Annotated in this window: 23 protein-coding genes and 2 tRNA genes; 18 read left to right on the top strand and 7 right to left on the bottom strand. The window is 27.8% G+C overall.

The features are described from left to right. The first annotated feature begins 93 nt into the window (after positions 1-93). The 4 genes from ACJJVY_RS01910 (at position 94) to ACJJVY_RS01895 (ending at position 2,744) form a co-directional block, all read left to right on the top strand. Positions 94-1,053: a transketolase family protein gene (locus ACJJVY_RS01910; protein WP_405604571.1), complete on the top strand. Its 960-nt coding sequence runs from the start codon at positions 94-96 to the stop codon at positions 1,051-1,053. A 52-nt stretch (positions 1,054-1,105) separates the two neighbouring features. Then, positions 1,106-1,696, top strand: coding sequence for an outer membrane beta-barrel protein (locus tag ACJJVY_RS01905; protein WP_405604569.1), 591 nt, complete (start codon positions 1,106-1,108; stop codon positions 1,694-1,696). A gap of 165 nt (positions 1,697-1,861) precedes the next feature. Further along, complete coding sequence (locus tag ACJJVY_RS01900; RefSeq protein WP_405604567.1) at positions 1,862-2,257, top strand: RNA-binding S4 domain-containing protein; 396 nt, start codon at positions 1,862-1,864, stop codon at positions 2,255-2,257. After that, positions 2,241-2,744: a phosphoribosyltransferase family protein gene (locus ACJJVY_RS01895; RefSeq protein WP_405611546.1), complete on the top strand. Its 504-nt coding sequence runs from the start codon at positions 2,241-2,243 to the stop codon at positions 2,742-2,744. Before ACJJVY_RS01900 ends, ACJJVY_RS01895 begins: the two co-directional genes overlap by 17 nt. On the opposite strand, the gene ACJJVY_RS01890 is transcribed toward ACJJVY_RS01895, so the two are convergent. Next, the gene (locus ACJJVY_RS01890) at positions 2,736-3,254 is read right to left on the bottom strand and encodes a shikimate kinase (RefSeq protein ID WP_405604565.1); all 519 of its coding nucleotides are present in this window, start codon (positions 3,252-3,254) and stop codon (positions 2,736-2,738) included. The genes ACJJVY_RS01895 and ACJJVY_RS01890 overlap by 9 nt on opposite strands. A 92-nt stretch (positions 3,255-3,346) precedes the next feature. Between ACJJVY_RS01890 and ACJJVY_RS01885 the strand changes: the two genes are divergently transcribed. Continuing rightward, positions 3,347-3,419: transfer RNA gene (locus ACJJVY_RS01885), tRNA-Lys, on the top strand. Positions 3,420-3,464: 45 nt separating this feature from the next. Beyond that, positions 3,465-3,548, top strand: a tRNA-Leu gene (locus ACJJVY_RS01880). Positions 3,549-3,643: 95 nt separating this feature from the next. Here the strand turns inward: ACJJVY_RS01880 and ACJJVY_RS01875 are convergent. Continuing rightward, entirely contained in the window at positions 3,644-3,940 is a 297-nt protein-coding gene (locus ACJJVY_RS01875) for a DUF721 domain-containing protein (RefSeq protein WP_405604563.1), read from the bottom strand. Continuing rightward, positions 3,940-5,019, bottom strand: coding sequence for a DNA replication/repair protein RecF (gene recF, locus ACJJVY_RS01870; protein ID WP_405604561.1), 1,080 nt, complete (start codon positions 5,017-5,019; stop codon positions 3,940-3,942). Before recF ends, ACJJVY_RS01875 begins: the two co-directional genes overlap by 1 nt. 114 nt (positions 5,020-5,133) lie before the next feature. On the opposite strand from recF, the gene ACJJVY_RS01865 reads away from it, so the two are divergent. The 7 genes from ACJJVY_RS01865 (at position 5,134) to ACJJVY_RS01835 (ending at position 11,365) form a co-directional block, all read left to right on the top strand. After that, the gene (locus ACJJVY_RS01865; protein ID WP_405604559.1) at positions 5,134-5,901 is read left to right on the top strand and encodes a tetratricopeptide repeat protein; all 768 of its coding nucleotides are present in this window, start codon (positions 5,134-5,136) and stop codon (positions 5,899-5,901) included. Positions 5,902-5,971: 70 nt separating this feature from the next. Beyond that, positions 5,972-6,481, top strand: a complete 510-nt coding sequence (gene ribH, locus ACJJVY_RS01860) for a 6,7-dimethyl-8-ribityllumazine synthase (RefSeq protein WP_405604557.1) — start codon at positions 5,972-5,974, stop codon at positions 6,479-6,481. Between the two features lie 161 nt (positions 6,482-6,642). Beyond that, complete coding sequence (locus ACJJVY_RS01855; protein ID WP_405604555.1) at positions 6,643-6,918, top strand: riboflavin synthase subunit beta; 276 nt, start codon at positions 6,643-6,645, stop codon at positions 6,916-6,918. Continuing rightward, a complete protein-coding gene (mutL, locus tag ACJJVY_RS01850; protein WP_405604553.1) occupies positions 6,918-8,753 on the top strand; it encodes a DNA mismatch repair endonuclease MutL in 1,836 nt (611 codons plus the stop codon). Before ACJJVY_RS01855 ends, mutL begins: the two co-directional genes overlap by 1 nt. 2 nt (positions 8,754-8,755) lie before the next feature. Continuing rightward, a complete protein-coding gene (locus ACJJVY_RS01845; protein ID WP_405604551.1) occupies positions 8,756-9,487 on the top strand; it encodes a rhomboid family intramembrane serine protease in 732 nt (243 codons plus the stop codon). Then, positions 9,487-10,341: a rhomboid family intramembrane serine protease gene (locus ACJJVY_RS01840; protein WP_405604549.1), complete on the top strand. Its 855-nt coding sequence runs from the start codon at positions 9,487-9,489 to the stop codon at positions 10,339-10,341. The genes ACJJVY_RS01845 and ACJJVY_RS01840 overlap by 1 nt, the downstream gene beginning before the upstream one ends. A 1-nt stretch (position 10,342) precedes the next feature. Beyond that, positions 10,343-11,365 (top strand): endonuclease/exonuclease/phosphatase family protein, encoded by a 1,023-nt coding sequence (locus tag ACJJVY_RS01835; RefSeq protein WP_405604547.1) that lies wholly within the window; start codon positions 10,343-10,345, stop codon positions 11,363-11,365. A 19-nt stretch (positions 11,366-11,384) separates the two neighbouring features. Here ACJJVY_RS01835 and ACJJVY_RS01830 read toward each other — a convergent pair whose 3' ends face one another. Beyond that, entirely contained in the window at positions 11,385-11,879 is a 495-nt protein-coding gene (locus ACJJVY_RS01830) for a GNAT family N-acetyltransferase (protein ID WP_405604545.1), read from the bottom strand. A gap of 39 nt (positions 11,880-11,918) precedes the next feature. On the opposite strand from ACJJVY_RS01830, the gene mtaB reads away from it, so the two are divergent. From mtaB to ACJJVY_RS01815, 3 genes are read left to right on the top strand one after another with little or no spacing between them, the layout of a single operon-like run. After that, the gene (gene mtaB, locus ACJJVY_RS01825; protein WP_405604543.1) at positions 11,919-13,235 is read left to right on the top strand and encodes a tRNA (N(6)-L-threonylcarbamoyladenosine(37)-C(2))-methylthiotransferase MtaB; all 1,317 of its coding nucleotides are present in this window, start codon (positions 11,919-11,921) and stop codon (positions 13,233-13,235) included. 35 nt (positions 13,236-13,270) lie between these two features. Next, positions 13,271-13,930, top strand: coding sequence for an alpha/beta hydrolase (locus ACJJVY_RS01820; RefSeq protein WP_405604541.1), 660 nt, complete (start codon positions 13,271-13,273; stop codon positions 13,928-13,930). Positions 13,931-13,974: 44 nt separating this feature from the next. Then, positions 13,975-14,877 carry a lytic transglycosylase domain-containing protein gene (locus ACJJVY_RS01815; RefSeq protein ID WP_405604539.1) on the top strand — a complete coding sequence of 301 codons (903 nt, stop codon included), beginning with the start codon at positions 13,975-13,977 and terminating at the stop codon, positions 14,875-14,877. A gap of 260 nt (positions 14,878-15,137) precedes the next feature. Here ACJJVY_RS01815 and ACJJVY_RS01810 read toward each other — a convergent pair whose 3' ends face one another. Further along, entirely contained in the window at positions 15,138-15,722 is a 585-nt protein-coding gene (locus ACJJVY_RS01810; RefSeq protein WP_405611543.1) for an RNA polymerase sigma factor, read from the bottom strand. A 218-nt stretch (positions 15,723-15,940) separates the two neighbouring features. Here ACJJVY_RS01810 and uvrA point away from each other — a divergent pair, with 218 nt between their 5' ends. After that, a complete protein-coding gene (uvrA, locus tag ACJJVY_RS01805; protein ID WP_405604537.1) occupies positions 15,941-18,733 on the top strand; it encodes an excinuclease ABC subunit UvrA in 2,793 nt (930 codons plus the stop codon). 126 nt (positions 18,734-18,859) lie between these two features. Beyond that, on the top strand, positions 18,860-19,969 hold the full coding sequence (locus ACJJVY_RS01800; protein ID WP_405604535.1) for a MauE/DoxX family redox-associated membrane protein: 1,110 nt from the start codon (positions 18,860-18,862) through the stop codon (positions 19,967-19,969). Positions 19,970-20,041: 72 nt separating this feature from the next. Here the strand turns inward: ACJJVY_RS01800 and ACJJVY_RS01795 are convergent, their stop codons facing one another. Both ACJJVY_RS01795 and ACJJVY_RS01790 read right to left on the bottom strand, forming a co-directional pair. Beyond that, positions 20,042-21,124 carry an HmuY family protein gene (locus tag ACJJVY_RS01795; protein WP_405604533.1) on the bottom strand — a complete coding sequence of 361 codons (1,083 nt, stop codon included), beginning with the start codon at positions 21,122-21,124 and terminating at the stop codon, positions 20,042-20,044. A gap of 7 nt (positions 21,125-21,131) precedes the next feature. Continuing rightward, positions 21,132-23,258, bottom strand: a complete 2,127-nt coding sequence (locus ACJJVY_RS01790) for a TonB-dependent receptor plug domain-containing protein (protein ID WP_405604531.1) — start codon at positions 23,256-23,258, stop codon at positions 21,132-21,134. Between the last annotated feature and the right edge of the window lie 28 nt (positions 23,259-23,286).

Raw genomic sequence — 23,286 nt, 5'->3', positions numbered from 1 at the left:
GTTTAAAAGTCTTTTTTCTATTATCTATTTTCTTTTCTCTAAAGTAAAATAAAAGTTTATTTTTACCAAAATTTTACAATACAACAATTTATAATGAAAAAATACACGTACACAGAAAAAAAAGATACACGTTCTGGTTTTGGTGATGGTTTAACAGAATTAGGAAGAACAAATCCAAACGTAGTTGCTTTATGTGCAGATTTAATTGGTTCTTTAAAAATGAATCAATTTATAAAAGAAAATCCAGAAAGATTTTTTCAAATAGGAATTGCAGAAGCAAATATGATGGGAATTGCAGCTGGATTAACTATTGGTGGTAAAATACCTTTTACAGGAACTTTTGCTAACTTTTCTACAGGTAGAGTGTATGATCAAATTCGTCAGTCAATTGCTTATTCTGGTAAAAATGTTAAAATTTGTGCATCTCACGCAGGTTTAACTTTAGGTGAAGATGGAGCTACACACCAAATTTTAGAAGATATTGGTTTAATGAAAATGTTACCAGGTATGACTGTAATTAACACTTGTGATTACAACCAAACCAAAGCAGCAACAATTGCAATTGCAGAACATGAAGGACCAGTTTATTTACGCTTCGGTCGTCCGGTTGTGCCAATTTTTATGCCAGATTATAAAGAAGAAAAATTTGAAATCGGTAAAGGAATTCAATTAACAGAAGGTACAGACGTAACAATTGTTGCAACTGGTCATTTAGTTTGGGAAGCTTTACAAGCATCAGAACAATTAGAAGCACAAGGTATTTCTGCAGATGTAATTAACATACATACTATAAAACCTTTAGACGAAGAGATTATTTTGAAATCTGTAGCAAAAACAGGTTGTATTGTAACTGCAGAAGAACATAATATTATAGGTGGTTTAGGAGAAAGTGTAGCAAGAACTTTATCTTTAAACACTCCTACTCCACAAGAATTTGTTGGTACAAATGATACTTTTGGAGAATCTGGAACACCAGCTCAATTAATGGAAAAATATGGTTTAAATGCAGCTTCTGTTGTAACTGCCGCTAAAAAAGCAATTTCTAGAAAATAATTACGTTTTATTCAATAAATAAACTTAATAATTAATCTAAAAAGAAAATAAGATGAAAAAAATTGTTTTAGTAATGTGTTTAGCTTTTGGCTTTAGTCAAATTTCTAACGCACAAATTGATTTTGGTTTAAAAGGTGGTCTAAACTATAATAATAGTGGTGATGCTACTTTTTCATCTACAGGAAACGATATCTTAGAAGGTGCAGAATCTAAATCTGGGTATCATGCTGGTATTTGGTTTAGAGGAGATTTGCCAATTATAGGTTTATACTTAAGACCAGAAATTGTTTACACACAAGTTAAAAGCGAATACATTTACAACAACTCATCAACAGATTATGATTTTAAAAAAATTGATGTTCCTGTTTTAATTGGTAAAAAATTCTTCGGGTTTGTAAATGCTTTTATAGGACCTTCATTTCAATATATATTAGATGATGAATTTAATTTTTCTAACCTGAGTACAGATGACTTTGAAAAATTTTCTATTGGTGCTCAAATGGGATTTGGAATTGAGGTAGGTAATCTTGGTGTAGATGTTAGGTGGGAAAGAGGTTTATCTGAAAATGAAGCAAAATTCACAAATGTAACTATTGATAATAGAACAGATCAAATAATTTTTGGTCTTTCTTTTAAACTATAATTTAGTTTAAATTTACATACTTATTAAAAAGCAGAAAAACTCAAATAATTTTTCTGCTTTTTTTATATATGTAAACTAAATATTTAAACTAAAATTATTGAGTAAAAATTCATCAATTTTATACCTTTGTATAATAGTTAACATTTTCTATTTTAATTATTTTATATGAGGATTGATAAATATTTGTGGTGTATTAGAATGTTTAAAACAAGAAGTATAGCTACCACTGCTTGTAAAAAAGGGCAGGTTAAAATTGACAACAAAAGCATAAAACCATCTAAAGAAGTCTTTGGTAATGAGTTAATCATTATTAGAAAAAATCAGATTAATTATCAAATAAAAGTTTTAGATTTACCAGAGAGTAGAGTTGGCGCTAAACTGGTAGATTTATATAGAAAAGACGTAACCCCTAAAGAGGCTTTTGAAAAAACTGAACTCTTAAAATTTGCCAAAGATTATTATAGAAAAAAAGGTACAGGAAGACCAACTAAAAAAGATAGAAGAGATATAGATAATTATCAAGGAGACATAATAGAAGAAGATGATGACAACAACAGGTAATGTAATATTAAACGAATTACAAGTTCAACAAAAGATAAGAAGAATTGCTTTTCAAATTTATGAAGTTAATAGTTCTGAAAAAGAAATTGTAATTGCAGGAATTATTGGTAATGGTTATATTTTTGCTGAAAAATTGGTAGAAGTATTAAAAGAAATCTCTCCTCTAAAAGTTATCATTTGTAAAGTTATAATGGATAAAACAGATCCTTTAAAACCAATCTCCACTTCTATAAATGTTGATGATTACAAAGATAAATCTCTTGTTCTTGTAGATGATGTTTTAAGTTCTGGTACTACTTTAATATATGGAATAAAACACTTTTTAAATGTACCTTTAAAGAATTTTAAAACAGCTGTTTTAGTAAATAGAAATCATAAAAAATATCCTGTTAAAGCAGATTTTAAAGGAATTTCTTTATCTACTTCTATAAAAGAACATATTCAAGTAGAATTTTCTGATAAAGAAACAATTGCTTATTTAGCTTAGTAATTTAACCAACTCTTCTGCTACCTCTTTTTTACTTTTATTATCTATTTTAATAGTAACTTTTGCTTTTTCGTAAAAAGCACGTCTTTCAAAAAGATGTTTTGCTACAAATTCTGGTATTTTACTATTATCTAAAGAAGCAATTAAAGGTCTTTTACTTTTCTTTTTTATCAACCTTTCTACTAATTTAGAATTACTACCTTGTAAATAAATAGAAGTAACGTCTTCTCTCCTATTTATTTCATCCATATTATTAGCATAACAAGGTGTTCCTCCTCCCAAAGAGAGGATAAAACTTTCATCTTTAGCTAAAATTTCTTTTAAATATTTATTTTCAATCAACCTAAAATAGATTTCTCCTTTTTGTTTAAATACTTCAGAAATAGACATGCCTTCTTTCTCAATAATGTAATCATCTAAATCTAAAAAACTCATAGATAATAATTTAGATAATTTCTTACCAATACTAGATTTTCCTGAAGCCATATAACCTAAAAGTACTATTTTCATTGATTTTTATTTTTTTACAAATATCTATAAAAAAAATAAAAAAAATGATGAAATATTTAATTATTGATTGTATATTTGCACGCGGTTAAAATGACCTGGTAGCTCAGTTGGTAGAGCATCTCCCTTTTAAGGAGAGGGTCCTGGGTTCGAGCCCCAGCCCGGTCACAAAAAGGTTAAGCAAATGCTTAACCTTTTTTAGTTTTTTACAATGCGCACGTGGCGAAATTGGTAGACGCGCAGCCTTGAGGGGGCTGTTTTCGCAAGAAAGTGGAAGTTCGAATCTTCTCGTGCGCACAATAAACATAAAGCTGTTTTAAACTTTATATTTATTGTTAATCAACACGAGAAAACTTAATATATTTTATTGTTTTGTAATAAAACTAACTATTCTACACCAACATTAACTTAGTAATTACTTCCTCACCAAGCTCTTCATTCATCATTTTTATAATTTTATCTTTTCCGTAACTCAACTCCTCTCTTAAAACAGAAGACGTTAATTGAATAACCAATGTTTTGTTTTGTAATTTTACAGAAGTTGTATGGTTTGCTACACCTGGTCCCATCATAGAATTCCAAGTTTCTTCAATTTTTAACTTTTGCATTCCTTTGCTTAGGTTATTCTCCTTAATAAAGCTCTGCATTAAATCTTGTATCGAAAATGAATCGTTTTCTCTTTTTGCCATTATAACTTAAAAATCTGATATGGTTTATTACTCTGTTTTAATATATTTTCGGTTCTTTCAGAATGTGTATCTGTAATAAATATTTGCCCGAATTCATCATTATTAACTAATTCTACAATTTGAGAAACCCTGTTTTCGTCTAACTTATCAAAAATATCATCTAACAATAAAATAGGTGTTACATTAGATTGCTTTTTTATAAACTCGAATTGCGCTAATTTTAAAGCGATTAAATATGATTTTTGTTGTCCTTGAGAACCAAATTTTTTAATAGGATAATCTCCAATATCAAAACTTAAATCATCTTTATGAATTCCGGTTGTTGTGTATTGAATAATTTTATCCTTAGTTAAAGATTCCTTTAACAATTCTTGCATAGAAAAATCATTTAATTGACTTTTATACAAAAGATTCACATGCTCTTTATCACCAGAAATTATTTGGTATTTTTCATTAAAAATAGGAATAAACTCTTCTAAAAACTCTTTTCTTACTTTATATATACGAGATCCGTATTCACATAACTGATCATCATAAACACTTAAATTTAAAGCGTCAAAAGTTCTATTTGCTGCAAAATACTTTAACAATGCATTTCTTTGGGTTAATACTTTATTATAAGACAATAAATCTTGTAAATATTTTTTGTTTTGCTGAGAAATTACACCATCAATAAATTTTCTTCTTGTATCACTCCCTTCTGTAACTAAATCTCTATCTGCAGGAGATATAATTACTAACGGTAACTGACCAATATGCTCAGAAAATTTTTCATAACTCTTTCCGTTTCTTTTTAAAACCTTCTTTTGTCCGCTTTTTAAACTACATACAATTTTTTCATTTCTATCATTTAAAACATAATCTCCTTCAATCATAAAAAAACTTGTTCCGTGCATAATATTATGTTTTGCAACCGAATTAAAGTAACTTTTAGCAAAAGACAGGTAATAAATTGCATCTAAAACATTTGTTTTACCCACACCATTATTACCAACAAAACAATTTATTTTTTGCTGAAAATCAAATGATTGAGACTCTATATTTTTAAAATTAACTAAAGAAATCTTTTGTAAATACATGTAGAAAAAAATGCTTTAAAAATGAATCGCAAATTATTGAAAATTTAGCGAATTATCTGCTTTTAAAATCCAATTAAAAAAACTATTTTTGTCGCCACTAATTTTTAAGCGAAAATGGCAACATACAAGAAAAGAGGATACAAACCTAAAGATCAAAAAGAGGTTAAACAGGTTGAAGAAACAGAATACGAAACTGCTGAAGTATTTAATACTTTAGAAGAGACGGCTTCTAAATCCGAACAATGGATTGAAAAAAATAGCAAACCTTTATTTTTAAGTTTAGTAGGTATTGTTGTTATCTTTTTAGCATATTTGGGTTATAACAAGTTTATTGTAGAACCAAATGAAACGGAAGCTGCAAATGAATTGGCTTTTCCTAGAACTTATTTTGATGAAGCAGCAACTGCTGGTTCTGGTATAGATTCTTTATTAACTTTAGGTTTAGAAGGAGCAAATGGTAAATATGGTTTTTTAGATATAGCAGATTCTTATAGTGGAACAAATGCAGGTAACTTAGCAAATTATTATGCTGGTGTTTCTTACTTGCAAATGAAAAAATATGACAAAGCAATTGAGTATTTAAGTAATTTTAATTCTGATGATGAAATGTTAGGTCCTGTTTCTTTAGGAGCTATCGGAGATGCTTTTGCAGATATTAATCAACCAGAAGATGCTTTAGATTATTATGAAAAAGCAGCAAATAAAAAAAATAACGAATTTACAACTCCTTTATTTTTGTTTAAAGCAGGACAAATTGCAATGGAGTTAAAAGATTTTGATAAAGCAGAAACTCTTTTTACTAAGATTAAAGAAAATTATTCTAAATCTGAACAAGGAAGAGATATAGAAAAATTTATTTCTGCTGCTAAGTATGCAAACTAGTATTTAGTTATTAGGTTTTAGTTATTAGTAAAACCTAGCCGCTAAAACTACAACAACTTAAAACTTACAAATGGCAACAACTAATTTATCAATATATGATAAAGCTACAATCCCAAATGCGAAGTCTTTTCGATTTGGGATTGTTGTTTCGGAATGGAATCCAGAAATTACCAAAAATTTACACCAAGGTGCAATTGAAACTTTATTAGATTGTGGAGCAACTAAAGAAAACATTATTTCTTGGGATGTTCCTGGAAGTTTTGAACTTGTTTATGGTTGTAAAAAAATGATTCAATCTCAGCAAGTAGATGCTATTATAGCAATAGGAAACGTAATACAAGGAGAAACAAAACATTTTGATTTTGTTTGTGATGGTGTTACACAAGGTATTGTAGATTTAAATATTAAATATGATGTACCAGTTATTTTCTGTGTTTTAACAGACAATACAAAACAACAATCATTAGATAGATCTGGTGGTAAATTAGGTAACAAAGGCACAGAATGTGCTGTTGCAGCTATAAAAATGGCAGCTTTGAAAAATATAGATACAGCAAAAGAAAGTATTGGTTTTTTATAAATTAAAATTGTCTTATGTTTAAAACCTAAAACAATTTTAAGAATACTTTTAACATCATTTTTTGAAAAATTCCTTTTAATTCTTTAAATTTGATTTACTTTTTTAATTGGTATAATAATTGATTTATTCTTAATAATTATAAACCAATATTTCTAAAAACTATGGGATTTTTAAGACGTACAAATAAAAAATTTGATTATCAACCTCGTTATTATAAAGGAGAAGGAAGTCCTTATAAAATTGAGCATAAGTTAGATCAATTTAGAAGAACTGCAGGTAAAAATAGAAATTTAAAAGGTAAATTTACAGATGCTGTTGATGACTTAAAAAATTCTGACAAAAGTGTAAACAAAACACTTTTAATAATTATATCTATTTTAGTACTTATCTTTTTATACATCATAGATTTCGATTTATCTATTTTTAAAAGAAATTAATGTCTGATATTATTCAACTATTACCCGATCATGTTGCAAATCAAATTGCAGCAGGAGAAGTTGTGCAACGTCCAGCTTCTGTTGTAAAAGAGCTTTTAGAAAATGCCATAGATGCTGGCGCAACAAATATAAAGTTACTTTTAAAAGATGCAGGTAAAACATTAATTCAGGTAATAGATGATGGTAAAGGTATGAGTGCTACAGATGCAAGAATGTGTTTTGAACGTCATGCAACATCTAAAATTCAAAAAGCAGAAGATTTATTTAACCTTTGTACTAAAGGGTTTAGAGGAGAAGCTTTAGCCTCTATTGCAGCAATAGCTCATGTAGAGCTAAAAACAAAACAAGATAAAGAAGAACTAGGTTCTTCTATAAAAATAGAAGGAAGTAAAGTAATTTCTCAAGATTTTGTTTCTACAAGCAAAGGTACAAGTTTAGCTGTAAAAAATTTATTTTACAACATACCAGCTAGAAGAAATTTCTTAAAATCTGATACTGTAGAAACAAGACATATTGTAGATGAATTCCAAAGAGTTGCTTTAGCACATCCTAATATTTCTTTTTTATTACATCATAATAATAACGAAGTTTATCATTTAAAAAGAGGTAATTTACGAAAACGAATTGTTGCTGTTTTTGGTGCCAAAATGAATGAAAAATTAGTACCTATTGATGAACAAACAGATATTTTAACTATAGAAGGTTTTGTTGCAAAACCAGAGTTTTCTAAAAGAAAAAGAGGCGAACAATTCTTTTTTGTGAATAATCGTTTTATAAAAAGCTCTTATTTAAATCATGCAGTTATAAGTGCGTTTGATGGTTTATTAGAACAAGGTTCTCACCCATCTTATTTTCTATATTTAACAGTTCCTGCAAACACAATAGATATCAACATTCATCCTACAAAAACAGAAATTAAATTTGATAATGAAAAGGCTTTGTATGCCATGTTAAGAGCAACTGTAAAACACAGTTTAGGGCAATACAATGTAGCGCCTGTTTTAGATTTTAATAGAGATGCTAGTTTAGATACACCGTATGATTTTAATTCTAAAACAAAATCTACTTCTACTCCAAAAATTTCTATAGATCCTAATTTTAATCCTTTTAAAGAAGAAGTAAAAAATAAAAATAGTTTTCCTTTTAAAAAGGAAAAACAAACAGAAAGTTGGGAATCTTTATATACTTTTACTACAATATCTAATGATGAAAAGAATGAAGAATTATTTCATAGTCAAGATGATTTATTCAATAATAAAGAAGAGGTAAAAACACAAAAAACATTTCAAATTCAACGTAAATACTTGTTGAGTTCTATAAAATCTGGGGTTGTTTTAATTAATCAATCCTTAGCGCACCAACGTGTTTTGTATGAAGATTTTTTAGAAAGTATTACCGTAAAAGAGGCCAATAGTCAACAATTACTATTTCCTGTAAAAATCTCTTTTTCATCTGCAGAAATAGAAATGATATATACTATTAAAACAGAATTAGAAAATGCAGGTTTTTCTTTTGATGAGTTTACAAAAGACAGTGTTACTATAAAAGGGATTCCGGTTTCTGTAACAGAAAGTAAAATAACAATTATATTAGAAGAATTATTAAGTGATATAGATTTAGAAGTACCAGATGCTAGTTTTAGCCATTTTGATGTTATGGCAAAATCATTTGCAAAAACTTTGTCTATAAAAACAGGAACTTTACTTTCTGAAAAAGAACAAGAAGGTTTAGTTAACGATTTATTTTCTTGTAAAGAGCCAACTATTTCTCCGTTTGGTAAACCTACTTTTAAAACATTAACTTTAAACGAAATTGATAATCTATTTAACAGCTAAAAATGGGTAAACTTACAGATGCCATAAAACACTTAATTATTATTAACGTAATAGTATTTATTGCACCACAATTATTGCAATTAGACTTTACAAATATGTTAGCATTACATTTTCCTAAAAACGAACACTTTGGTTTTTGGCAATATCTTACACACATGTTTATGCATGGTAGTTTTGCTCATATTGCATTTAACATGTATGGTTTATGGGCATTTGGTACACCATTAGAACAAATGTGGGGAAGAAATAAATTCTTGTTTTTCTATTTCTCTGCAGGATTAGGAGCTGGTATTATTTATACTTTGGTTAATTATTATCAATTTAACGGAATTTACGAGCTGTTTATAAATGCAGGTTTAACAGATTCTGAAGTTTTATCTATCTTAAAATCTGGTAGCACAAATGATGTGAGAGTTGTAAATGCGATAACTCAAGATCAGTTTAATAAAATTACCTCTTTATTTAATACTCCTGCTGTTGGTGCGTCTGGTGCTATTTATGGAGTTTTGGTCGCATTTGGTTTATTTTTTAAGGATGCAAAATTAGCTTTAATCTTTTTCCCGGTTCCTATAGCTGCAAAATATTTTATTCCTGTAATGATTCTTGGAGACTTATTTTTTGGTATGACAAAGTATTCTGTAGGAAATGTTGCACATTTTGCACATATTGGTGGAGCATTAATTGGTTTTTTAATAGCTTTGTATTGGAAAAAAAATCAATTTAAAACAAATTAATGAGTTTTATAGAAAACATAAAATCACGTTATAAGAGCGGAAATATTGTAGAAAAAATTATCTACATAAATATTGCTGTCTTTGTTTTAATGTTATTGCTTAACACTTTTAGCGGATTATATAGCGGTGATTCTAGTTGGTTTTTAAAATGGTTCTCTTTAGATGATAATTACAACTCTTTGCTAACAAAACCTTGGACCATTATAACTTACGGTTTTTTACATGCAGGTTTTATACATATACTTTTTAACCTAATTGCTTTATATTTTATTGGTAACCTTTTTATTGAATATTTTACACAAAAACAATTAATATCCTTTTACTTATTAGGAACTTTATTTGGAGGATTATTCTATCTTTTTAGTCAAAACTATTTTCCTTTATTTCAAGGAAAATCTTCTTATTTAGTAGGTGCATCAGCAGGTATTTCTGCCATTTTTGTAGGTATTGCTACTTATTTACCTAATTATCAATTAAAAATACGCTTTATTGGTTTTGTTAAACTATGGCATATAACTGCGGTTTGGATTGCTTTAGATATTTTAGGGTTGTCTGGTGAAAACGCAGGAGGACATTTTGCTCATTTAGGAGGTGCTTTATTTGGTTTTTTATATGTAAATCAATCTTCTAATAAAGAATTAAAAATTTGGGATAAAATTACATCTATTTTTACGTCAAAGAAAAAACCTTTAAAAACGGTTTATAAATCACCTAAAAAAACTACAAAATCAAATAAAAATTCATCTTTAACACAGCAACAAATAGATGCTATTTTAGATAAAATAAGTAAATCAGGCTACGATACTTTAACTAAAGCAGAAAAAGAATTTTTATTTAAACAAGGAAGGAAATAATATGAAAAAGTTATCGTTTTTTGACAAAATCATCTACGTAATAAATTCATTATTAGCTACCTTATTATTATTTTCTTATTTTTTACGTTACATTTCTCCAAAAACTGTTCCTGTTTTTGTTGTTTTTAGTGTTTTTGTACCTATTTTAATTATAATAAATATAATTTTTGTTGTCTATTGGGTAATTAGATTAAAAAGACAATTCTTATTATCTACTTCTATTTTATTAATAGGATTATTATTTTCGACACCTTTTTTTAAATTTTATGGTAAAACTGACTCTAATAGTAAAGGTTTGAAAATAATGAGTTACAATGTTAAATCATTTGATCTTTTTAAACAATATGATAAAAATGAAACAAAAAATGGTTTCGATTTTATTAGAGAAGCAGACCCTGATATTTTAGTTCTTCAGGAGTTTTATGAAAAGAAAAAAACAAAAGTACCTGATATTTCATTTCCTCATAAGTATTTAAAATTAATTTCGAAAAACAAAACTTATGGTTTGGCTATTTACTCTAAATACAAAATAATAAATTCTGGCTCTTTAGATTTAGAAAACACACTGAATAATATAATTTTTGTTGATATTTTAAAAGATAATGATACTATTAGAGTTTATAATATTCATTTAGAATCTTTAGGTATAACACAAGGTATAGAGCATTTCGACGAAAAAGAATCTAACAAATTATTAAAAGTAGCTGCCAATTCTTTTAAAAAACAAGAAAATCAAACAAAGAAATTTGTTGAACATGATAAAACATGGAATGGAAAAAAAATAGTTTGTGGAGATTTTAACAATACCTCTTTCTCTTGGGTTTATAATCAAATATCTGAAGATAAAAAAGATGCTTTTGTAGAAGCAGGAAAAGGCTTTGGTAAAAGTTTTAACTACCCTTTTCCTATGAGAATAGATTTTATTTTAACTGATGAAACTGCTACAGTAACAGAATTTGAAACATTTACAGACAAATATTCTGATCATTTTCCTATTCTTGCAAAAATTAATTGGGAAGAATAAATGTCAAATTTACTTGTTATTAGAGTTCTAAAACATATTTAATTTCCTTTTCGCTTTCATCGTTGAAGAATTCATCAACAGTTATAAAGTTATTTTTTTCTAGTATTTTTACTGATGCTATATTTTTATCAATAACATAAGCTACAATTTTTTTAAACTTAATCTGTTTACAATAGAATATTAGCCCTTTGCAAATTTCTGAACCATAGCCTAAATTCCAGTATTTTTCTAAAAGACGATATCCAATTTCATCATCCAAATTATCTTTTATTAAAGCTACTGTACCTATAAACTGATGATTCTTCTTGGTTTCAATTGCATAAATCCAAAAATCATTATTTAATAAATTATATTTATCAATTAAATCTTTTAATTCTTGGAAATGTTCTGCTTTTGTTTTTACTTGTCCATCTGCAAATTTCATCACATTAAAATTACTTTGCATTTTATGAAATGATTCTAAATCACCGATAACAAGCTTTCTAACAATTAACCTTTCTGTTTTAAAAATCATTAATAAAATCGTAATTTTGTCAGCTATAAATGTACTAGAATGAATGCAGAAAAAAAAGTAGCTTTTTACACTTTAGGATGCAAATTAAATTTCTCTGAAACATCTACGATTGCTCGTAACTTTGTAAATGAAGGTTTTGAACGTGTTGATTTTGAAGAAAATGCAGATGTGTATGTAATTAATACCTGCTCTGTAACAGATAATGCTGATAGACGATTTAAAACGATTGTAAAAAATGCTTTAAAGAAAAATGAAGATGCTTTTTTAATTGCTGTAGGATGTTATGCGCAATTAAAACCAGAAGAATTAGCTGCAGTTGATGGTGTTGATTTGGTTTTAGGTGCCACAGAAAAATTTAATGTTACAAGCTACATTAACGATTTAACTAAAAATAATGTTGGAGAAGTACATTCTTGTGAAATTTCTGATGCTGATTTTTATGTTGGCTCCTACTCTGCTGGTGATAGAACTCGTGCTTTTTTAAAAGTACAAGACGGTTGCGATTATAAATGTACTTACTGCACAATTCCGTTAGCTCGTGGAATTTCTAGGTCTGATACTTTAGAAAATGTAATAAGTAATGCCAAAGAAATATCCTCTAAAGGTATTAAAGAAATTGTTTTAACAGGTGTTAATATTGGTGATTATGGTAAAGGAGAATTTGGTAATAAAAAACATGAGCATACTTTTTTAGAATTGGTTAAAGAATTAGATAAAGTTGATGGCATACATCGTTTACGAATTTCATCTATAGAACCAAATTTATTAAAAGATGAAACTATAGATTTTGTTTCTAAATCAGATTCTTTTGTACCTCACTTTCATATTCCTTTACAATCTGGTAGTGATGATTTATTAAAGAAAATGAAACGAAGGTATTTAACAAATACCTATACAAATAGAGTATCTAAAATTAAAGAAGTGATGCCAAATGCTTGTATTGGTGTTGATGTTATTATAGGTTTCCCTGGAGAAACAGAAGAACTATTTTTAGATACTTATAACTATTTAAATGAAATGGATATTTCTTATCTACATGTTTTTACATATTCTGAAAGACCAAATACAGAAGCTGTAAATTTTGATGGTGTTGTACCTAAAAAAGTTCGTGCTAAACGTAGTAAAATGTTACGTGGTTTATCAGCTAAAAAAAGACATTCTTTTTATGAAAGTCAGTTAGGTAATACTTTAACTGTTTTATTTGAGAATGAAAATAAAGAAGGTTATATACATGGTTTTACAGAAAATTACGTAAAAGTAAAAACACCTTGGAATCCCGAATTAATAAATACATTACATAAAATTAAACTAACCGAAATTGATGAAGATGGCTTAGTCAGATTCAATTTCATTTAAAAATTAGGTTTTTACCCCCCAACTAATCTATAAAAATGAATAAAACTAATATATATCTGGTACCAGGTTTAGCCGCTGGTCCAGAAATTTTTGAAAATTTAAATCTTTCTGAAGAAAAATATCAACTTCATTATCTTAAATGGAAAAAACCTTTAGCTAAGCAAGAGACTATTTCTAATTATGCGATGAGAATGTGTGAAGATATAAAAGAAAATAATCCTGTATTATTAGGTGTTTCCTTTGGTGGAATAATGGTTCAAGAAATGAGTAAATTTGTGGATGCAAAACAGGTTATAATTATCTCTAGTATTAAAAAATCTGATGAATTACCAAAGAAATTTAAATTAGCAAAACTTACAAAGGCTTATAAATTATTTCCCACTAAAGTTGTATCAAATTTCGAAGGCTTTGCTCCTATGTTTATAGGTAAATCTTTAAAAAAAAGAGCAGATATTTATAAAAAATATTTATCCGTAAGAAGTGATTTATATTTAAACTGGTCTATTAGTAATGTTTTAAAATGGCAACAAGAAGAACCGATAAAAAACGTTACTCATATACACGGTACAAAAGACCACATTTTTCCTAATAAAAATATTAAAGACTATATAGAGATTGATGGTGGTACTCATATTATGATTTTAACAAAAGCAAAAAAAATTTCTCAAATTATTGATAGAACTTTAACTTGTTAATATCCACGTTTTCTCTATTTTTAAACTAAATTAAAAAAATTACTATGAATAAATCTTTTCGTTTTCTTTCACTACTAGCTATTCTAACAATTACTATTTTGTTTTATAATGCTATTGACAAAAACACTACTGACCCTCAAACAAGTACAGATAAAACATACAGAATTAAGGCTTTAAAATTGCCAACAAATTTAAATCTTGCCGGAGAAAGAGTTCCATTAGAAAACCCTAACATTAAAGAAAGGATGGATAGAGAACTTTTAGTAAATACTTATTGGCAATCTAATGGTCTGTTATTAATAAAAAGGGCAAATAAATATTTTCCTATTTTAGAACCTTTACTTAAAAAATATGGTTTACCAGATGATTTTAAATTTTTAGCGTTGGCAGAAAGTGCTTTTATAGATGAAACTTCTTCTGCAGGTGCTGCAGGTATGTGGCATTTTATGAAAGCTACAGGTAAAGAATATGGTTTAGAAATAAATAGTAATGTAGATGAACGTTACAACATAGAAAAATCTACAAAAGTAGCCGCAGAATATTTAAAGAAATCTAAAGAGCGTTTTGGTTCTTGGACCTTAGCTGCTGCTGCTTATAATGCAGGAAATTATGGTGTAAGCAGAAGACTAAAAACTCAACAAGTAAACAGTTACTATGATGCTCTATTATCTAATGAAACAGAAAGATATGTTTTTAGAATTATTGCTTTAAAAGAAGTTATTTCTAATCCAAAAAAATATGGTTTTGTATTTGATGAAGATGATTTGTACACTTTACCTAAAACAAGAACTATTAAAGTAGATACTGCAATTGCTAATATTGCTTCTTTTGCTAAAACATTTGGACTTACTTACAAAGAATTAAAACTCCACAACTCATGGTTAAGAGAAAATAAGCTAAATAATAAAAGTAGAAAGTTATACGAAATTAAAATACCTATAAAATAATTTATTTTTAATTATTACATATAAAAAAAGCTTCAACCTTGGTTGAAGCTTTTCCTCTCTTAATTCAAATTCAATTCAATGAGGTTTTTTGATTTCAATTTCACAAAAGTTAGCGATTTGGAAAAATCAATCAAAAATTGAACTGTTTCTTGTTTAGGTTGCATCTGAAAACCAGATGACTTATTTGAGTAAATTTGCATCATATGTACTATTTAATAACTTGGTTATAAAGTAGTAACGATGCATTTTTTACATTATTGTTAATTTACTAAAATTATTTTATGTTTTTCTATTAATTTACGCATATTAATTAAAGCATAGCGCATTCTACCCAATGCAGTATTAATACTAACACCTGTGTTTTCGCTAATTTCTTTAAAGCTCATATCTTTATACATACGCATTACCAATACATCTTTTTGCTCTTCTGGCAACTCATTTACAAGTCCTCTAACATCATTATATATTTGATCTTGTATAATTTGCTTTTCTGCATTTAAGCTACCATCACCCAACACAGAAAAAATATCAAACTCATCTGTATTTTTAAAAGATGGCATTCTATTCGTTTTTCTAAAATGATCTATTACCAAATTATGAGATATCCTCATAACCCAAGGTAAAAACTTACCTTCTTCATTATAATTTCCTTTCTTTAAAGTTCTAATAACTTTTATAAAAGTATCTTGAAAAATATCTTCTGTAATATCTCTATCCTGTACCTTACTATAGATAAAGCTAAATAATCTTTGTTGGTGTCTTTTTATTAAAACTTCTAAGGCGGCCTCTTCTCCTCTAATAAAATTACTTACTAAAGTACTATCTGTAATTGAGTGTTTTTTCATCATAACTACTTTTTAAAGAACAAATTGCTCTTCGAATTAAATATTAAATCAATAATTTAAAAGTAGTTTTCTAGTATAGGCCTCTAATTTTGTGGTGCTTATGAATACCAAATATCATTATTATTTTTTGAAACCACAAATATTTTAATATATTTAATTAAGATTTATTTTAAATTCGATTAAAATATTGGTATTTTTATAGCTTATATTTTTCATTAATGAAGACAGACTTATCTACTATAAACCCTAAAGAAAACATCATTATTAAAGGTGCTAAACTGCACAATTTAAAAAACATTGATGTGGTAATACCTAGAAATAAACTGGTTGTTATAACCGGACTTTCTGGCTCTGGAAAGTCTTCTTTGGCTTTTGACACCTTATATGCAGAAGGACAAAGGCGTTATGTAGAAAGTTTAAGTTCTTATGCGCGTCAGTTTTTAGGAAAATTACACAAGCCTAAAGTAGATTATATAAAAGGGATTGCACCAGCAATTGCTATTGAGCAAAAAGTAAACTCTACAAACCCACGTTCTACAGTTGGTACAAGTACAGAAATTTACGATTATATAAAATTATTATACGCAAGAATTGGTAAAACCTACTCACCTATTTCTGGCAAAGAAGTAAAAAAAGATACGGTTTCGGATGTAGTAAACTTTATAAAAGAGTTTGATGAAAGATCTAAATTGCTTTTACTTGCTCCAATTTCTATTGATGAAAATCGCGATTTAAAAACCGTTTTACAGGTTTTAGAACAGCAAGGTTATGCACGTCTAAAATGGAATGATAAAGTTTACAGAATTTCTGAGTTTCCGCAAGCGGATTATAAAGATGAAACTTTATATTTAGTAGTTGATAGAATCATCACCAAAGATGATGAAGATTTTTACAATCGTTTAGCAGACGCTATACAAACTGCTTTTTTTGAAGGAAAAGGCATTTGTTTCATCCAAAATTTAGCTGATAATAAAGTTTCTGAATTTAGTAATAAATTCGATTTAGACGGAATGTCTTTTCTTGAACCAAACACTCATTTGTTCAGTTTTAACAATCCTTACGGAGCTTGCCCAACTTGCGAAGGTTACGGAAATGTAATTGGTATTGATGACGATTTAGTAATTCCTAATACAGGTTTATCTATCTATGATGATTGTATTTTCCCTTTTAAAACACCATCTTACATTCATTATAAAGAAGATTTAATTGCGGTTGCATATCAATTTGATATTCCTATTCATAAACCTTGGTTTGAACTTACTGAAGCACAAAAAGAATTGGTTTGGAACGGAAACAAATCTTTTAACGGAATTCATCACTTCTTTAAAGTTTTAGAAGAAAAAAGTTATAAAATACAAAACAGAGTCATGCTTTCTCGCTATCGTGGAAAAACAAAATGTACTTCTTGTAACGGAAAACGTTTAAGACACGAAACTAATTTTGTGAAGATAAATGAGAAAACAATTTCTGACTTAGTAACACTTCCGTTAGATGAACTAGCTGTATTTTTTAAAAACATTAAACTTGACAAATACGAAGAAAAAATAGGGAAACGTTTGTTAACTGAAATTAATAATCGTTTGCAATTTTTAACGGATGTTGGCTTGTCTTATTTAACCATCAACAGAACGTCTAACACACTTTCTGGAGGAGAAAGTCAGCGTATAAATTTAGCAACTTCTTTGGGTAGTTCTTTAGTTGGATCTATGTATATTTTAGATGAACCAAGTATTGGCTTGCATCCAAAAGACACAGAACGTTTAATTGGAGTTTTAAAAGATTTACGAGATTTAGGCAACACAGTTGTTGTGGTAGAACATGATGAAGATATTATGAAAGAGGCCGATTATATTATTGATATTGGTCCAGAAGCTGGAACTTATGGTGGAAATGTAGTTGCAGAAGGTAATTTTGAAGAAATCTTACAATCTGATTCTTTAACCGCAAAATATTTAAACGAGGAGTTAAAAATAGAAGTTCCTACAAAACGTAGAACCTCAAAAAATAAAATTCAGATTATTGGTGCAAGAGAAAACAATTTAAAAAATGTAGATGTTACGTTTCCGCTAAATTGTTTATCTGTAATTACGGGAGTTTCGGGTTCTGGAAAAAGTACACTAGTTAAAAATATTTTGTATCCAACGATGCAAAAAAAACTAATTGGTCACGGAGAAAAAATTGGTCAACATACAGAAGTAAAAGGCGATTTTGACACTTTAAAACATGTAGAATTTATCGATCAAAATCCTATTGGGCGTTCTTCTCGCTCAAATCCGGTAACGTATATTAAAGCATATGATGATATTAGAGCTTTGTTTTCTAATCAAAAATTATCATCTATCAGAAACTACAAACCAAAACACTTTTCTTTTAATGTAGAAGGCGGTCGTTGTGAGGTTTGTAAAGGTGAAGGAGAAGTTACCATAGAAATGCAATTTATGGCAGATGTGCATTTAGAGTGTGATGTTTGTAACGGAAAACGATTTAAAAAAGAAGTTTTAGAAGTAAAGTTTGATGGAAAATCTATTGACGATATTTTAAACCTAACCATTGATGATGCGGTTGCTTTTTTCTCTGAAAATTTGGTTCCTAAAATTGCCAATAAATTAAAACCTTTACAAGATGTTGGTTTGGGTTATGTAACTTTAGGACAATCTTCCTCTACCCTTTCTGGTGGAGAAGCACAACGTATAAAACTAGCGTCATTTTTAGTAAAAGGAAACACCAAAGACAAAGCTTTATTTATTTTTGATGAACCAACAACAGGTTTACATTTTCATGATATTAAGAAATTATTAGCTTCTTTTACCGCTTTAATTGAGCGAGGGCATTCTATTATTGTCATTGAGCACAATATAGAATTAATTAAATGTGCCGATTATATTATAGATTTAGGTTTAGATGGTGGTAAAAATGGTGGTAATTTAATTTTTGAAGGAACTCCAGAAGATTTAGCGAAAAATAAAAAATCTTATACTGCTAAATATTTGGCAGAAAAATTAGTTTTTTAGAAGGTATTTGCTAGTTTAAATACTCACTTATTTTATCTAAATAAAGCAAAAAAGAGCTGTAACATAGAACTTATCTTGATTTTTTTAAGGTATAATGCTTAACTTGTTTACAAACACAAGATAAAAATGATAACAAACCTAACAGACAGACAAAAAATAAATTGGATAAGAATAATAGCCATTATTCCTGTTTTAATTTTGATGTTGTATGCACCAAAATTATGGGTTTCTACCAAAAATTTTCCTACAGTTCCGTTATATAATTGGTTACCAGTATTACAATATCCTTTAGATTATATATTAGCTGTTGGATTTTTTCTAATACAAGTTATCTACATTTTTAAGAATAAAACATGGCTAGGTTGGACAATTATTCTGTTTTATATTTTTTTAGCATTAATTGACCAAAATAGACTACAACCCTATTTTTATCAAAGTTTTTTAACCATTTTAGCTATAGAAATTTTTAATAAAAATACAAATCCTAAAAAAATACTTTATGTAATAATTCTAATTTTTTTTGCGACTTACTTTTGGAGTGGAATACAAAAAATTAATGCTGATTTTTATGTAATCTGGTTACGTGCTTTAAACAAACATTTTAGTTTTTTACCTCAATGGTTTTTGGTAGGTTTTACTTATGCTGTACCTTGGTTAGAAGCAATAATGGGTGTTTTATTATTATTTAATAAAACAAGAAAATTTGGAGTTCTTTTTATCCTGTTAATGCACTCTATAATTACTTTTTTATTATTTTATTTAGGTTATGGATATAATGTAGTACCATGGAATTTTCAAAATATATTAAGTGTTATAATTTTGTTTTGGACATTAAAAACATCCAGTCCTTTTGATTTTTTTCTAAAATATTTTAACAAACAAAAGTTAATTATGCTAACATTTACAATTATTTTTCCTTTTGCTAATAGTATAAATGGTTTTTATGACAACTTATTATCTTTCCATTTTTTTACTGCTGATTTAAAATATTATTATATAGAAATAAATGATGAATTAAAAGAAAAGTTACCTAAATACATGAATGAATATTATAGAAAAAATGATAATACAACTATTGTTTTTTGTAATGAATGGGCTGCAAAAGTAAATAAAGTATTATTTTACCCTGAGGATAGGGTAATTGAATATACCGATAATTTTTTAAGGTCTTTTGCAAAAAATCCAAATAAAGAAGGTTTAACAAAAGTGGTACATTACAATAAAATTGAAAAATAAAAAGCCATTTAAGTAAAACTTAAATGACTTTTCAAATTCACTAAAATTAAACAAAACAAATATAGCTTGTTTCTATTCTAACAAACTATAGATAAATTCTGGGTAACCACGTTCTCCATCAGCATTTGTTAATGCTAAGAATTGTAATTTATATAAGTTACCATCTGTATCATTTACTACATAAAATACATTATCTTTTAAAGAAGGTAAACTACCTGGTCCTCCTCCATTTCTCCAGCTATTCCCAATACTACGTTGATCTGTTGTAAAATTAGATGTAGCAACATCTGTAAGTGTAAAAGTGTCATAAGTATAAGCATCAACCTCTGTATCTATCATATAAACTTGTGCATTTGCTTTGGTATTGTTCGTTATAAAATCAGAATATCCATAAGAACCATAACCAGTTATTTCATTAGTAAAAACTGTAAAATTTAAATCCCAAGAAGATTTTTCTGGCTGCACTAAAGTTTCTGTTTCTGTATTAAAGCTGAAAAAAGTAAAATTATAATCTGTATTTTTAGTTATTGTTACTTCTGTATGAGTAGTATCATCTAAATCTGCATATTGTAACACATAATCAGATCCATCTTTTAAAATTCTTATTTTTTTCCAACCTCTAGAATCACCTGTAACTGCAACACTTCCGGTAGCAGGATTTTCTGTACCTACTTCATATCCTAGGTTTAATAAATACACGTTATTATTTGAATCTGTATCAGAAATTTCTGCAATTGCTGTTTCAGTTATTGTTCCTTCTGGAGCATCTACATAAATTGTATTTGTAGCATCAAAAGTACCAACAGCAACTTTTGGTTGTAATTCTAAAACTTCTTCTGTTGTAGAGCTTACATTATCTATATCTGTACTAGATAATTGACCAACTGCCATATAAAGTGATCCGTTTAAAGTTACTCTAAATTCATTTCCTGTATAAAAACCTAAATCCCAAGAATCTCTTTTTACAGCTGTTGTAGTATTTGTACTTAAATCTACATATACTTGATTAGGTTCGTTTGGTCCACCAACTTCCGGTGCAATTGCTGCTCCATCTATTACGACCACTATTGGTTCTGTAGGAGAATCATCATCATTACAGCTCACAAAAGAAAATACTGTGGCTAATAAAATAAAAGTTAAAAATTTGTTAGTCATGATTAAATTAAAAATTAAGGTTATATAATAGTTTTAAGTAATAAGAGCGACCATAGCCTAATAGAAGAGCACTGTTGTCTGATGCATGAACACCTTCTGAATTGGCATTACTAACACTTACGTTAGTAACGTCAAACAAATTTCTTCCGCCCAAGGTTGCCTGAATTTTATTGTTAAAAAATGATTTTTTAATGGAAGCATCTAACCAATTATATGAATTAGTTGTAGATTTTGTAAAAACAGAATTACCATCTGTATCTATTTCTGATGCAATGTAATTTTGTTGTTTACCATTATGCTTTAATAATATTGTTAATGCCGTTTGCCATTTTTTTATGTTATATGTAGCACTTGTATTTAACTGAAAAGAATATAAAAAATCATTTTCTGCATTTATCTCGTTATTTGCTATTCTAGAAATACCTTGTAAAGTAGCACCTAAATTAAATGTCCAATTTTGTTTTTTAATACTATTTTCTGATGTAATTCCCCAAAGTTTATAAGCATCTATATTTATATATTGATATTGTAACGGAGTAGGATTTACAATTGCCAAATCAATTTTATCTACAACATCTACATAACTAAATTTTAAAGTATTTAAAAGAGACAAATCTTTTATCCAACTTCTTTTTTTAAGATTTATAAAAGCTGTATAACCATTTTCTGGGTTTAAGTTTTCATTACCTCTAACATCATGGTTTGAGTCTACAAAATAATAATACAATTCTTCGAAATTTGGTGTTCTATAAGATGTACCAATATTACCACGCAATTCAAAGCCGTTTTTTAATAAGTATCGAGTGCTTAAAGAAGCCAATACTTTAGATTTAAACAAAGAATTATATTCATACCTAACTCCAGGTCTTAATGTAAAAACATCAGAAAATCGAAGTTCTGAAGAACCATAAAAAGCATAATTATTTTGTTTTTGTGTTTTATCTTGCTGGGTTACATCTCCAGAAGCCTGGGTATCAAATCCTTCTATAAATCTAGTTTCATAACCTAATTGAAAGTTATAAAAATCACTTTTTACAAGATTATTTATACTTCCTTTAGAAAAGAAAATTTTACTAGATTGATAAACTTCATCTGTTTCATTACTTCTTTCTTTGCTTAGAATGTAATAATTAAACTCGTTTAAGTTCCTTTTTTGTTCTTGGTAAGAAAAAACAGCATTATAAATTGCTCCTTTATTTAATTTCCCTGATAAATTTACGTTATTAATAAACCTATTGGTTGTATAAATTTTGTCTGTTGCAGACGGGGTACTTGTTTGTGCTTGCGTATCTATGTTTGCTCTAACAGCAGCATCAAAATAATTTAAAACTTCATTAAAATATTCAAACTTGTAAAAAAGTTTAAAATTCTTTTTTTCATATTGTAACAAACCTGTGGTTGATAATTGTTCTTTAGGTAACCAATCAAAACCTCTTAAACCATCGTTTTCATAATAATCTCCACCTTGCTTATCATTATAAAAACCAGCAAAATCATTTCTATTTACACCCATTCTTGCAAACCAATTACTGTTTATATTATTTGCAATATTAAATGTTTGTATATGCCTTCCTTTATCAAAAAAAGCATATTCATCACTTACCGTTTCTTCTTGTAAAGATGCATTAATACGCCATTTATTATCTATATTTTTTTTAGTGATAATATTAATTACACCAGAAACAGCGTTAGCTCCATACTCTACTCCCATAGAACCTTCTACAATTTCTATTCGTTCTATATCATCTAAATTAATTTGAGTTAAATCTATATTATTACCTAAACCATTATCACTAACAATAGGAATATTATCTGCCAGAATATTAAAATACTGTGCATCTAAACCGAAAAAAGAAATGGTAGACTTACCTGTTTGAGAATTAGGTATAATGTTTAAGTTTAAATTAAAGTTTAATAAATCTGCTAAATTATTTGCTGCCTGATTTTCTATTTGTTCTCTTTTAATAACTGTTACATTATGTACAGATTTTTTTATAGACTGTGCATTATATTGGCCAGTAACTACTACTTCATCTAAAACAGTAACTCTTGTAGAGTCCTTTTTTTGCTCTTGACCCAAAACAGTAATTGTTGAAAATAAAAATAATAATGCAAATTCTTTATTTAGAAACATTCTTAATAATTTTCGACAAATATATATC

Origin of the sequence: Polaribacter sp. Asnod1-A03, assembly GCF_045063585.1 — a bacterium.
GTDB lineage: Bacteria > Bacteroidota > Bacteroidia > Flavobacteriales > Flavobacteriaceae > Polaribacter.
Note: the sequence above shows the minus strand (reverse complement) of the source record. Positions and strands in the feature narration are given on the sequence as shown.